12 protein-coding genes are annotated in these 14,032 nt (G+C 36.6%); 6 read left to right on the top strand and 6 right to left on the bottom strand.

Going from position 1 to position 14,032, the window contains the following annotated elements; translation table 11 throughout:
- Positions 1-7 precede the first annotated feature (7 nt).
- The 6 genes from FHG85_RS07345 (at position 8) to FHG85_RS07320 (ending at position 6,317) form a co-directional block, all read left to right on the top strand.
- Entirely contained in the window at positions 8-523 is a 516-nt protein-coding gene (locus FHG85_RS07345; RefSeq protein ID WP_173074475.1) for a chemotaxis protein CheW, read from the top strand.
- A complete protein-coding gene (locus tag FHG85_RS07340; protein ID WP_173074473.1) occupies positions 523-1,377 on the top strand; it encodes a CheR family methyltransferase in 855 nt (284 codons plus the stop codon). Before FHG85_RS07345 ends, FHG85_RS07340 begins: the two co-directional genes overlap by 1 nt.
- A gap of 11 nt (positions 1,378-1,388) precedes the next feature.
- Entirely contained in the window at positions 1,389-2,300 is a 912-nt protein-coding gene (locus FHG85_RS07335; RefSeq protein ID WP_173074471.1) for a sensor histidine kinase, read from the top strand.
- 9 nt (positions 2,301-2,309) lie between these two features.
- Positions 2,310-2,825: a chemotaxis protein CheD gene (locus FHG85_RS07330; RefSeq protein WP_173074469.1), complete on the top strand. Its 516-nt coding sequence runs from the start codon at positions 2,310-2,312 to the stop codon at positions 2,823-2,825.
- Between the two features lie 15 nt (positions 2,826-2,840).
- On the top strand, positions 2,841-3,917 hold the full coding sequence (locus FHG85_RS07325) for a protein-glutamate methylesterase/protein-glutamine glutaminase (protein WP_246249181.1): 1,077 nt from the start codon (positions 2,841-2,843) through the stop codon (positions 3,915-3,917).
- Between the two features lie 117 nt (positions 3,918-4,034).
- The gene (locus FHG85_RS07320; protein ID WP_173074467.1) at positions 4,035-6,317 is read left to right on the top strand and encodes a PAS domain S-box protein; all 2,283 of its coding nucleotides are present in this window, start codon (positions 4,035-4,037) and stop codon (positions 6,315-6,317) included.
- Here FHG85_RS07320 and FHG85_RS07315 read toward each other — a convergent pair.
- From FHG85_RS07315 to argS, 6 genes are all read right to left on the bottom strand, one after another.
- On the bottom strand, positions 6,314-7,771 hold the full coding sequence (locus FHG85_RS07315; RefSeq protein WP_173074465.1) for a lipopolysaccharide biosynthesis protein: 1,458 nt from the start codon (positions 7,769-7,771) through the stop codon (positions 6,314-6,316). The genes FHG85_RS07320 and FHG85_RS07315 overlap by 4 nt on opposite strands.
- 92 nt (positions 7,772-7,863) lie before the next feature.
- Positions 7,864-9,048: a glycosyltransferase family 4 protein gene (locus FHG85_RS07310; protein WP_173074463.1), complete on the bottom strand. Its 1,185-nt coding sequence runs from the start codon at positions 9,046-9,048 to the stop codon at positions 7,864-7,866.
- A 94-nt stretch (positions 9,049-9,142) separates the two neighbouring features.
- Positions 9,143-10,024, bottom strand: a complete 882-nt coding sequence (folD, locus tag FHG85_RS07305) for a bifunctional methylenetetrahydrofolate dehydrogenase/methenyltetrahydrofolate cyclohydrolase FolD (RefSeq protein WP_173074461.1) — start codon at positions 10,022-10,024, stop codon at positions 9,143-9,145.
- Between the two features lie 141 nt (positions 10,025-10,165).
- Positions 10,166-11,500 (bottom strand): signal recognition particle protein, encoded by a 1,335-nt coding sequence (gene ffh / locus FHG85_RS07300; RefSeq protein WP_173074459.1) that lies wholly within the window; start codon positions 11,498-11,500, stop codon positions 10,166-10,168.
- A 64-nt stretch (positions 11,501-11,564) separates the two neighbouring features.
- Positions 11,565-12,206, bottom strand: coding sequence for a hypothetical protein (locus tag FHG85_RS07295; RefSeq protein WP_173074457.1), 642 nt, complete (start codon positions 12,204-12,206; stop codon positions 11,565-11,567).
- A gap of 22 nt (positions 12,207-12,228) precedes the next feature.
- Positions 12,229-14,019, bottom strand: coding sequence for an arginine--tRNA ligase (gene argS, locus FHG85_RS07290; RefSeq protein ID WP_173076806.1), 1,791 nt, complete (start codon positions 14,017-14,019; stop codon positions 12,229-12,231).
- Positions 14,020-14,032 lie beyond the last annotated feature (13 nt).

Below are 14,032 nucleotides of genomic sequence, written 5' to 3'. Positions count from 1 at the left end.
AAGAATTATGGATAAGGACAATAAAAACCAAATCAAATCATACCTCACTTTTAAACTGGGGACAGAGGAGTTTGCCGCTCATGTTAGCAAGGTGTTAAACATTTTAGAAATGACACCAATTACCAAAGTTCCTAAAGCTCCAGAGTATTTAAAAGGGGTTATCAATTTGCGCGGCGCAGTATTACCTGTTATTGATGCAAGGATAAAATTTGGAATGCCTGAAGCTGAATATACCAATAACACATGTATCATTGTACTTGATATTGATGTTGATGGAGAATCGGTTCATGTTGGTGCTATTGTCGATTCTGTTCAGGCTGTTGTTGAAATTGATAATAGCCAAATAATGCCATTACCTACTTTAGGTAGTCGATACAAATCGGAGTTCATTATAGGTATGGCTAAAATTGATGACAGATTTGTTATCATACTAAATATGGATGCTGTTTTTTCAACTGATGATATAACTCAAATTGTTGATGCTGATTCGCTTGAAGATACTGTTACTGAAAATAATGAGTAATGCCTAACAGTGGACTTATTGATTATCATAAATTACAGCTAACTAACGAAGAATTTCAACGTTTAAGCGCATTAATATACAAGGAGAGTGGTATAAAGTTACCACCTATTAAGAAAGTAATGCTTCAGAGCCGGTTGCAGAAAAGGTTAAAGCATCTGAAGATAAATACTTTCAAGGAATACATTAGCTACCTTTTTAGCAAGGACGGGTTCGATAGGGAAATTATTCATATGCTGGATGTTGTTAGCACTAATAAAACTGATTTTTATAGAGAACCCGCTCATTTTGAATTCATAACTAATGAAGTATTGCCTAATTATTATTCCTCAAATGTAAACCAAACCTTCAAGGTATGGAGCGCTGGATGTTCAAGCGGTGAAGAACCATATACCTTAGCAATGGTTTTATTTGAATTTGCCGAGAAAAACCCAAAATTCAACTTTAGCATCTTTGCTACTGATATTTCAACACGCATTCTACAAAAGGCGGTTGATGCTGTTTATAGCGAAGATAAAGTACAAGCCATACCATTCCCTTTAAAAAAGAAGTATATGCTAAGGAGTAAGGATAGAACAAACCCTACGGTTAAAATGGCCCCTCATGTTCGATCAAAGATAACTTTTGATAGGTTAAACCTTATGGATAGCACCTATAAAACAAAAGATATTTTTGATGTGATTTTTTGCAGAAATGTTCTAATCTACTTCGATAGAGAAACCCAAGCTGCTGTAATTAATAAATTATCTCAACGCTTGAAACCCGAGGGTTATCTCATCCTTGGTCATTCAGAATCAATACTTAATCTTAATGTACCATTGGTTCAAGTACGACCTACTGTTTATCGCAAAGTTTAAATTACTGTGTTATGAGTAAGAAGCCCGAAGAATTATCAGATAATGAGCTTTTGGCAGAACTAAAAAGACGTTTTGACCAAAATAAAAAGACCTTAGATGACCTAAAGCACTTAAACGCTGAACTCCGATTGGTAAATAAAAAACTTGAAGAATCGGAAGCGTTAAAATCGCACTTTATTTCAAATATTACTAACGAAATAATTAACCCTTTTACTTCTATATTGGGTCTGTCAAGGGCAATTCTTTCCGTTGAAAAGGAGAATTGGAAGAAGGTTATTTCAATGGTTGCCTTAATCCATTCCGAAGCGTTTAACCTCGATTTTCAGTTCCGTAATATTTTTGTTGCGGCTAAAATTGAGGCTGGGGAGATTTATCCGGAAATCATGCTGGTTGATGTTAACAATTTATTTGAAAGCGTTTTAGAATCGTTTAAGTACGAGTTAAGGAAAAAGAATCTTAAGGTTAACTATTCGTACGTGGTTGAAGGTGAGGTTGACAATTCAGTTCATTTCAAAACCGACCCTGAGAAGGTTAAACTTATAGTTGCCAATCTTCTGAGCAATGCTGTGAACTTTAGCTTTGAAGGTAATACTATTGATGTGAAAGCTGTAAGAAAGCTTAATGAACTGGCAATTTCGGTAAAAGATTATGGAATTGGAATATCAAAGGAGAATCATAAAATAATCTTTGACAGATTTAAGCGTTTGGATTCGGGTATTAATTCTCTAAATCGTGGACATGGTTTAGGATTATCGGTAAATAAAGCGATTATTGATATGCTTAATGGTTCTATTGAAATTGATAGCGAGCTAGGGAAAGGGGCTTGTTTTACTATAACCATTCCAGAAGTCGACATTGAAGTTGATGATATTGCGACAGATGATAACGAAATGTTTTTCGATAATGATACCGAGATTTTCTAGCCTGATTTAATGCAAGAACTAAAAAAATATTATCTTTTCCCTTCAAATCTATTTGTTGAACGTGAACCCTATGTGGTAACAACAATTTTAGGTTCATGTGTAGCAATATGCCTTTATGATCCAATCTTGAAAATAGGCGGTATAAATCATTATATGTTACCATATTGGAATGGTCAGGGTTTAGCTAGTCCTAGGTATGGTAATATTGCTATTGAGCGATTAATTGAGCGTATAATTTTGTTAGGTTCAAAAAAAAACAACTTAAAAGCAAAACTTTTTGGTGGTGCAGAGGTTATTGATACACATATTAGTAACTTTCACATTGGCGAAAGAAATATTGCAATTGCAATTGATATGTTGAGTGAATATGGAATCCCAATTATTGCAAAAAGCATAGGGGGAAAACAGGGGCGGAGAATAGAATTTAATACTAGTACGGGTGAGGTACGATTAAAATATATTCAAAAATCAGACGCAGCTGAATTAACCGATTTTTCAAAGAAAAAACATCAAGGTAAAGTTTAAAAGCAAATATTGGATATGATAAATAAAATAAAGGTGTTAATTGTAGATGACTCAGCTTTAGTTAGGCAAACACTGAAAGAGATCATTTCGTCCGATCCTGAACTTGAGGTTATTGGTACTGCTGCCGATCCTTTTTTTGCTGCTCGTAAAATGTCCGAAGAAACACCTGATGTTATTACACTTGATATTGAAATGCCCAGAATGGACGGTTTAACATTCTTGCGAAAAATAATGTCACAACACCCTATCCCAGTTGTGATAATATCAAGTTTAACAAGTAGGGCAACAGAGGTAGGAATAAAAGCGTTGGAATATGGTGCTGTTGAGCTAATTACTAAACCTCAACTAAATACTAAGGAGTTCTTAGAAGAATCCAAAATAGTTATTTGTGATGCCATTAAAGCTGCTGCTCGAAGTAGAATCGCTCGTAGAAAAATTGTAGCTCCGCCGATAGTTGAGCCAAAACATTCTGCAGATGTTATACTTTCAAAATCAGCAAATCATAAACCATTCACTACTACCGATAAGGTGATTGCTGTTGGAGCTTCAACTGGAGGAACTGAGGCAATTGCAAAGTTTTTGAAAGATATGCCTGTTGATTGCCCTGGAATAGTTATAGTTCAGCATATGCCCGAGAAGTTTACCACCTCATTTGCAAATAGGTTAAATGATATCTGTAATATTACAGTTAAAGAGGCAAAAAACGGCGATCCTGTTCTTCCTGGCCATGCCCTTATTGCCCCTGGAAACTATCATATGCTACTAAAAAGGAGTGGAGCAAAATATTATGTTGAGGTTGTTCAAGGTCCACTTGTTAATAGGCATAGGCCTTCGGTTGATGTGTTGTTTAGAAGCACTGCTCGCTTTGCTGCGCAAAATGCAATTGGAGTAATCATGACAGGAATGGGCGATGATGGAGCTAGAGGGCTTCTTGAAATGAAGGAGTCGGGGGCATACACCATTGCACAAGATGAAAGTTCATGTGTGGTTTATGGTATGCCTAGGGAAGCGGTAAAACTTAATGCTGCCATTACTGTACTTCCTTTAAGTAATATTGCAGAACATGTAATTAAAAGATATAGAGCTATATAGAATGTTTTTACTCGTGCTTATCATTTAAATTATTAACACATTTACTACAATATTCAGCAGTAAATGTTGTGTATAAGATGAAAAAATCCTTATTTTTAAGCATCAAAACTTCAATTCATGAGGCCTAAGAATTATTTGTTCAACTATACCAAAGGAGCTTTATTCGGCTTACTTTTGGGAGTTCTTATTGTTATAGCTATTTACGTAGCAGGAATCATTAATTTCGACTTTGCATTAAATTTTGGTGGCGTAAAGGATTTGCATAGAAATTTACCATTTATTTATTTAATTGATTTTATTCCACTAGCATTAGGAGTTCTTGGGTTTTTTGTTTATAAAAAATATTCAGAAAAGTTGATTGATTATTCTGAAACTCTTGAAAAGAGTTTACATAAGGAAAGGAAATTATACCGGTTTGTAGAGAAACTCCGTGAAGGAGATGTTGATGCCGAATATACTCCCGATGAAAATGACTCCTTAGGGAAAGCAATTGTTAGCTTGAGGAACGATATTAAACAAAGTAGAATTGAGGAGCAAAAGAGGAAAGAAGAAGATAAACAAAGAAATTGGGCTGTTGAGGGGATGGCTCTCTTTGGTGATATTCTTCGGCAAAATAACGATAACCTTGAGGAATTAACCTTTCAGGTTATAAAGAATTTAGTTAACTATGTTGGCGCAAACCAAGCCGCATTTTATTTAGTTGAAGATGATGATGAAAGTGATGTTCATTTTAGAATGACCGCTTGCTATGCCTATGAAAGAAGGAAATATGCCGATAAGATTATCCCCTGGGGCGATGGGTTGGTTGGTGCTTGTGCGTTAGAAAAGGAAAAGATTATCCTTAAGAAAATACCACAGGGGTATTTGAATATTACAAGTGGTTTGGGAAAGGCTAATCCTAAATATTTAGTTCTTGTCCCTCTGAAAATGAATGATAAGGTTCATGGTGTTATTGAGTTGGCTTCGTTTGACCCGTTAGAGGATTACAAAGAAGAATTTATAGATAAGGTTGCGGAAAGCGTTGCGACTACCATTGCAACTGTTAAAATTAATATTAGAACTGCAAAGCTACTCAAAGAATCGCGTGAACAAGCCGAAGAACTGGCACTTAAGGAAGAGCAAATGAGGCAGAATATGGAGGAGCTACAAGCTACTCAAGAGGAAGCAAGTAGACAATCCGCCAAATTTATCAGCTTCTCTAATTCTGTAAATCATACCATGATACGTGCTGACTTTGGTGTTGATGGAACGCTCCTTTATGCTAATACAAAATTCTTACAAAAGTTGGAGTACGCCTCAAACTCCGATGTTGAGGGTAAGCATATCTCAATGTTCATTAACAAAAAGGATAGGGAGTGGTTCGATGATATTTGGAATAACCTAAGCAAAGGGGGTAAGCATTTTGAAGGCGATATGAAACTCTTAACTCGTAATGGGGATGATTTATGGACTATTGCCACTTTTACTTGTGTTAGAACTGAATCGGGTGGGGTTGATAAAATATTGTTTTTAGCTATTGATACAACCGAGCAAAAACAGCAGAGCTTAGACTACGAGGGGCAAATAAGTGCCCTAAATCGCTCATCTATTAAAGCAGAATTCTCTCCAACTGGCGATTTGATTGACGCCAATGAGAAATTCTTGTTAACTTTATCTTATAATCTTAATACTGCTAAGGAAAAATCGATATTTGAACTAGTTTCTGAGGCAGATAGAAAGAATATTGAAAGGGTTTGGGATGATGTTATTCATGGAATTCCATATGAGGGTCAGTTTAGAATGAATAATAGCAATGGTGAAGTTCGTTGGTTCAGGTGCACCTTTACTGCCGTAAATGACATGTACGACGAGATAGCAAAGGTTATACTTATTGCCAATGATATTACCCGTGAGAAACTAATGGAGATAGAAACCCAAAAGCAAACAGAGCAGCTAAAACGCCAAGAGGAGCAGCTTCGAAGGAATGAGATTGAACTAAACAAAAAATTAAGAGAAGCTAAGGAAGAGGTTCGAAACCAGTTTAAAGAAATTGAAAAGGTAAAAATTAGAAACGAGAAAACCTTGGAGGGATTTCTTGATGCAATTGTTACCACTGATCACGATGGTATAGTTCAATTCTTTAACAAAGCAGCCGAAGAACTTTTTGAGATTAGTAGGGAAAAGGTAATAGGACAGAGTGTTAGAATGCTTTTCCCCGAGGAGGTTGCGAAGAGTGATCCTTATATTGCTGCATATATCGACCCGAATAAGGAGAAAATTACAGGTCAGCGCAAAGAGGTTACAATTATTACTAAAAGTGGTAATGAGATTCCTGTACTGATGCTTATAACAGAAGCTAAGGTTGGTCGAGAGATAACTCACACTGCTTTCATCCAAAACATTTCGGTCGACTTATTCTAATCCCTATTTAAAACCATTCGTTTTATCGACCTAATATCTAACTCTTTATGATAGGTTAGGTATGAGCTAATACTTGTAATTGTAGCTAAAATAGCGACATTTAAGAATACATTTAAGTCAAGAATAAATAGCAGTATTAAACATAGGATGTTAATACCAGGGAAAAGGAACATCTTTTTTGTGTTAATATTTAGTTTGTAAAATGTTCTAACGTATAAGTATATCAGGGTTGCCTGAAAAAGTCTGGTTGCAAAATTAGCCCATAAAGCGCCATTAATTCCCATTAATTTAATTAGCATATAGGTTAAACCAACTTGGAAAACTGCCACTGTTGCAAAAACGATGGGCATGATTTTAGTTTTTTGAAAATAAAAGATGGGGCTTGAAAGGTAATAGTACCAGATTCTTGTTGCACGTGTGGCAAAAAGTATTGGGAGGAAACAAAATGATGAGTATAGTGCAGTATTATTGACAACCAATGGAATTGCAATAGGAAGGATGAAATAATATAGGGGTATAATAGCAATATTAATAAGCGCATATACGTGATAGTACTTATTAATTTCGATAGTACCCCAAGGATTATCATTATTTGATTTCCATAACTTAAAAACTTTAGGGGAAATTGCTCCAGCTAGGCCGCTTTGAAATAGTTCTAATGCCATGGTGACTTTTACAGCAAAGTCAAAAATGGCTACTGATTCCTTTGATATTAATCCAAGAATAAGATATCTGTCAATATTATTTATGATCCAGTAGAGTAAATAGTAAACATACAGTGGGGCTGCATAGCTAAATAATCTTTTAAGGATCTTAAAGTCGATTGTAAGCTTGCCATGTGAAATAAAGAATGAAAAAGCCCATATGAAAGAGACTATTGATGCCGTTAGTCTAGCATAAATTGGCGCGTCAAGCGAAAGGGGTTTTAAGTATAAGCCAACAATAGAAATCGTTATAATAATTGATACCTGGGTAATATTAGCCCAAAAGTAGGGGAGTGGTTTCTCCCTGTAAATTTGCAGAGTTGTGTATGCCTTAAAGTTTCCATTTAGCATGCCTGTTAGCAACGATGCAAAACCATATGGAAAAAAGTTAATGTTTTTACCTGGATATGCTAAGTCAAAGATAGATTGCCCTAAGGATGAAAGCACTAGTAGTAGGATTACTCCATACAATAACATGAATAGTGCAGATGTTCCAATGAAAGTTTCCTTCTGTTTTTCCGAATTACTATAGTGAATGTAGTTTAAACCAATAAAGTTGTCAGTTGCAAACGTAAAGAGCACCCTTCCTAATTCGGCTATAGTAAGGTAAATGGCCAGCATTCCATAATCGGAGGTGGTTAAAAGGGATTGATTTCCATAAAATGGAAGAAGTAAAATACTTGATGCTAGCGGTAATGCACCAACTATAGTGTAAATGAAAGAGGATTTTATGAAGGATTTGGAAATCATTGATAAAATTATGTTATATAAAGAACCTTTGCCTATTTTTAGTAAGTAAATTTACCAAGTAAGTATACTAAATTAATGTATTTAATTTAGTGTTAGTTAGAATATATATTTAAAAGTTCATTTACTGTAGTATCCCAGTTGTATTTGTTTATTACTGCTTCATATCCATTTTCACCAAGTTGCTTTTTTAGTTTTGGCTCTTCATATAATTTTAGGATTTTGTTAGCCAAATCTTGGTAGTTTTTATTTTCAAAAATTAATCCACAATCTTCTTGTATTATTATTTTTTCAATTGATTTACAGTTTGAGGAGATAACAGGTTTTTTGGAATACATGTATTGGAACAGCTTATTCGGGCTAGAGTTGTCGGCTTGAGTTGATTTTACATGAGGAATAACACAAACATCTGCAATATCAATATATGCTTTGACTTTATTGCTTGGTTGCCATCCTTCAAATATTATATAATTTGAAAGGTTAAGATCATTGGCAAGTTTTGTTAGGTTATTCATAGAATTACCATCTCCTACAAGTATTACTTTTAAATTTGAGATTTTATCTTTTAAAAGCGATGCTGCTTGTATTAAGTATTTCAATCCTCTTAAAGCGTTAAATCCACCTATATACATAACTACAAAATTATTGGCATACTTATTTTTTAGCTCAGGTATAGGTTTTTGAATAGATAAATAGGTTTCAAAATTTATTGTATTGGGTACAACATGAATACTTTTTTTATGATCAAGTAGTAAGTCAATTCTTTCCTTCATTTCATTTGCGACACAAACAATTTCCGTAACATTCATTAACCATTCCTTTTCTTTTTGGAACCATTTCTTTTTGCTCAGGAATAAAGTTGCAAACAATGAGTTCATGAATGGCTGAGCAGTAATCAGATGTGGATAATTTTCATGTAAATCGGCTACTACTTTTAAACTGAATTTTTCTTTAATATACCTTGCATTAATGCATAACGGTAAGTCGTGTATATGTATGGCATCAAATTGCTGGACTTTAAGTAACTTGTTAATTTGAAATCGCCAGATGAGTTTATAGAAAGGCAATTGCATAATAAAGCCTAAAGCTTTTTTGGCAACCTGTTTATTAATGTTAAATCTTACAATTTGAATTCCTTTATATTCTTCTGTTAAAGGTTTGTTGCTAAAGTTATATGATAAAATTGTTACTGAATGTCCTTGCTTAATAAGACTATTTGCTTCACTTTCCACCCTAACGTCGGGGGGGAATTCATTGTCTAAGAGCATTAAAATATTCATCTATTCATAATGGGTTATGATTGTACAATAAGCAACTAACGGTGAATAATTCGGAAAGTGTTAATACTTTATGAATACCAATGCATTAGACATACTATCCGTATACCTCTTTTTTAGCAGCTTTAAGCGTGTTTTTCATTAGTGAAACTATGGTAAGCGGTCCAACGCCTCCTGGTACAGGTGTAATATAGCTGCATTTTGGGGCTACCTCATCAAACTTTACATCACCTAAAAGCTTCCAGCCCGATTTTGTTTGGTCGCTTTTAACACGGGTTATGCCAACATCAATTACAACTGCACCATCCTTTACCATATCGGCAGTCACAAACTCGGCCTTTCCTAAAGCTACTATAAGAATGTCGGCTTGTTTTGTAAACTCCTTTATGTTTGGTGTACGACTATGGCAGATAGTAACCGTACAGTTGCCAGGGTAACCTTTTTGAGAGAGAAGATTAGCTATGGGGCGGCCAACAATATTGCTTCGTCCAAGAACAACGCAGTGTTTACCTTCGGTTTGGATGTTATAGCGTCGAATTAGCTCAACAATACCATCGGGTGTTGCGGAGATGTAAGCTGGTAAACCAATATTCATTCGCCCAACATTGACAGGATGAAATCCATCAACATCTTTTTTAGGATCGATAGCTTCAATTACCTTTTGCTCATCTATATGCTTGGGTAGTGGCATTTGCACAATAAAACCATCTACATCAGGGTCGTTATTCAGCTTCTGAATCTCTGAAAGGAGTTCCTTTTCTGTTATGGTATCCTCAAAACGGAGAACCTGTGATTTAAAACCTACCTGGGCACAAGCTTTTTCCTTGTGTCCTACATAGGTTTCGCTAGCACCATCGTGACCAACAAGAATGGCAACAAGATGTGGTATCTTACCTCCGTTTTTCTTTATCAGTTCAACTTCTGCTGCTATCTCTGCTTTAATTTCGTTTGCAATTTTTTTCCCGTCGAGTAGTTCCATGGCGAATAAGGTTTAATGTTCAGTGATTGAGGTTTTAAGTTATCTAAGTTAAAGATATTTGTTAGGGCTTAAAACGTATTTTTTCAAATGCTAAAAGAATTAAGGTTTTAGTAGATTGCTAATATTGGCCACAACAATTTACTATCGTCTTGGCATTTGGTTCATCATCCTACCAAATTTTTTAGCTCCACCGCCCGATACCATCTTCATTAACTTACGCATATCTTCAAATTGTTTCAGGAGTCTGTTCACTTCTACAATTGAAGTACCACTTCCCTCAGCAATGCGTTTACGGCGGCTTCCATTCATAAGCGATGGGTTTTCACGCTCCTCTGGAGTCATCGATTTTATGATAGCCTCAATGCTTTTAAAAGCATCATCATCAATATCTACATTTTTCAAAGCTTTTCCAACTCCAGGTATCATTCCTGCAAGGTCTTTAAGGTTACCCATTTTTTTGATTTGGGCAATTTGGTCAAGGAAGTCGTTGAAGTTGAACTGGTTTTTAACAATTTTCTTATGAAGTTTCCTTGCCTGTTCTTCGTCGTATTGTTCTTGAGCTTTTTCAACAAGTGAAACGATATCACCCATTCCTAGGATGCGATCGGCCATACGGTCGGGATGGAATACGTCAAGGGTTTCCATCTTCTCGCCTGTGCTTACAAATTTGATAGGTTTATCTACAACAGCACGAATAGATAGGGCTGCACCACCACGTGTATCACCATCGAGCTTAGTAAGAACAACGCCGTTAAAATCGAGTCTATCATTAAACTCCTTTGCCGTGTTAACGGCATCTTGTCCAGTCATTGAATCGACTACAAAAAGAATTTCGTTAGGCGAAACAGCCTTCTTTATCGATTCAACCTCTTTCATCATCTCCTCATCAATGGCAAGGCGACCAGCGGTGTCGATAATTACAACGTCCTGTCCATTTTTCTTTGCCTCCTTTATGGCATCTTTTGCAATGCTAACGGGGTCTTTGCTGTCGGGAATTGTAAAAACAGGTACATTGATTTGCTCCCCTAGAACTTTCAGCTGTTCAATAGCAGCAGGACGGTAAACGTCGCCAGCTACCAGCATTGGATGCTTGCCCTTTTTGCTTTTAAGGTAGTTAGCCAGTTTGGCCGAGAAGGTGGTTTTACCGGAACCCTGCAGACCTGCAATAAGGATAACTGAAGGGTTGCCCGAAAGGTCAATGTCTTCAGCTTTTCCCCCCATTAGGGCTGCAAGCTCATCGTGTACAAGTTTCACCATTAGCTGGCCTGGCTTAACCGCTGTAAGCACGTTCATGCCAAGCGCTTTGCGTTTGATATCATCGGTGAAACTTTTAGCCACCTTATAGTTAACATCGGCTTCAATTAAAGCCTTGCGAATATCCTTTACAGTTTCGGCTACGTTTATCTCTGTAATTTTGCCTTCACCCTTTAGAATCTTAAATGAGCGTTCAAGCCTATCGGTTAAATTCTCAAACATATCTTATGAACTTATTTATCGGTTTTCAGTTCTGCAAACTTAATAAAAATAAAGGATTTTTTGGTTACATATCGAATGAGTATGAAAGGAATAGTCCCCCACGGAACATCCAGGCTGTTTTTATTCCATTCCATTGTGGATCGGACGATATAAAGTAGAAGTTTTTAGTTGGCACATAGCCAACTTCAAATTTTCCGCCCAAATTAAAGCGCCAGATTTGAGCCGAAACTCTAATTCCGCCATTAATTGCAAAAAAGAATTCGCTGCTTAGCTTATACTCCTCTTCGTTTATGTTTGACGATTGTTTGAAATAACCGAAGGCAGGTCCGATAGTATATTCGGCCCGCCATGGAAATATGCCAGAAAAGAAGGTATTAAAGAGATATCCACCAAACGTTTCGGCATCGTTACTATAATCTCTTTTCGATGGTGTTCGTTTCGAAAATAGCAGAGGAACTATGATACCATAATCAGCTCCTTGGGTATCATAATATCTCGTTATTCCAGTTCGTATTCCATGTTTTAGGTCGAAAAAATATGCCCACGATACGCCACAGTAAAAAGAGATATTATCTGGAGCGCTCTCTTTGGCTATTAGGTCCGATGCTCCAAACTCAATTCCAGCAACGTTTGAAAAGTCAAGTTCCTGTGCTTTTACAATAGAAATAAGGAATAGAAAAAAGGCAATAAAGGCAAATTTTTTCATAAAAACAAAATCGATTTAAATTCTACATTTTTTCAGGCACCTCAATTCCTAGTAACCACATAGTTCTTTTAATTACATCGGCTACGCATGCCGAGAGGGTTAAACGTAGCTTTCGAACGCCTTCGTCTTGCTCCTTAAGAATGGAGTAATCGTGGTAGAACTGGTTGTACTCCTTAGCTAGCTCATATGCGTAGTTGGCAATTAACGAAGGATTATGATTTTGTGCCGAATTTTGAAGAACCTCGGGGAACTGTCCGATAAGTTGAATTAAATCGAGTTCCTTGTTATTGCTAATATCTTCGGGATTAACTTTTTGATTAAATGCAAATCCAGCAGCAGTTGCCTTTGCTAGAACTGACTTGATACGGGCATGTGTATACTGAATGAATGGACCTGTGTTACCATTAAAGTCGATAGATTCTTTGGGGTTGAAGGTCATATTCTTTTTAGGGTCAACTTTGAGAATGAAGTATTTTAATGCAGCTAATCCAACCATTCTATTCACCTCTTCAGCAATCCCATGGTCAACATCGTCTAATTTGCCTAGCTCCTTAGACATTTGTCGGGCAGTGTCAATCATTTCTTTTACAAGATCGTCGGCATCAACAACAGTACCTTCGCGCGATTTCATTTTTCCTTCTGGGAGCTGAACCATACCATAGGAAAGGTGATAAAGAGTATCGCTCCAGTCGTAGCCCAACTTTTTCATTATGAGCTTTAGTACCTGGAAGTGGTACTCCTGCTCGTTTCCAACGACATAAATGTGTTCTCCAAACTTGAACTCTTTGTATCGTTGAATGGCTGTTCCAATATCTTGTGTGATGTAAACCGATGTTCCGTCGCCACGTAATAGAAGCTTTTCATCTAAGCCGTCATTTGTAAGGTCTATCCATATAGAGCCATCGTCTTTCTTAAAAAATATTCCTTTTTTTAGGCCATCCAATACAATGGATTTTCCAAGAAGGTAGGTGTCCGATTCGTAGTATATTTTATCAAAGGTAATTCCAAGGTCGGCGTAGGTTTTGTCGAATCCTTCATAAACCCATCCGTTCATTTTTTTCCAAAGCCCAATAACCTCTGGGTCTTTTGCTTCCCATTTGCGAAGCATTTCTTGGGCTTCCTGCATTATGGGGGCTTTAATCTTTGCCTCCTCTTCAGACATTCCGTTAGAAACGAGCTCTTTTACCTGGGCCTTATACTCCTTATCGAAACGGACATAGTAGTCGCCTACCAGATGGTCGCCTTTTTTGCCTGTGGATTCTGGGGTTTCACCATTTCCAAACTTTTGCCAGGCAAGCATCGATTTGCATATGTGAATGCCACGGTCGTTAACCAGATTAACCTTTACAACTCGTTTCCCTGTTTTTTCCATGATGCGGGAAATCGACATTCCTAAAAGGTTATTTCTGATATGCCCCAAGTGTAAAGGTTTGTTAGTGTTGGGTGATGAGAACTCTATTACTATGGGATTTTCTTCTTGCTCTTGGGTGAAGCCAAAGTCTGGGGTTTGAGAAATCTCATTTAATGTTGATGCCCAGAAGGATTTTGATAGGGTTATGTTAAGAAAACCTTTTATTATGTTATACTTTTCAACCTCGGGGCTTAATTCTAATATTTTATCGCCTAGCTCGTTACAGGTTGCTTCGGGTGATTTACGCGATATTTTTAGCAATGGAAAGGCGACCATGGTGTAGTCGCCTTCGAACTCCTTACGTGTTTTCTGTATCTGAATTTGACTCTCAGCTATGGATTGCCCATAAATTTCCTCTGCAGCCTTTTTGGCTAAATCGTAAATAAACTGTTCTGCTGTCATCATTCTCCAAAAT

Origin of the sequence: Tenuifilum thalassicum (assembly GCF_013265555.1) — a bacterium.
Classification (GTDB): domain Bacteria; phylum Bacteroidota; class Bacteroidia; order Bacteroidales; family Tenuifilaceae; genus Tenuifilum; species Tenuifilum thalassicum.
The sequence above is the reverse complement of the archived record's forward strand: the minus strand, read 5'-3'. Positions and strand labels throughout refer to the sequence as shown.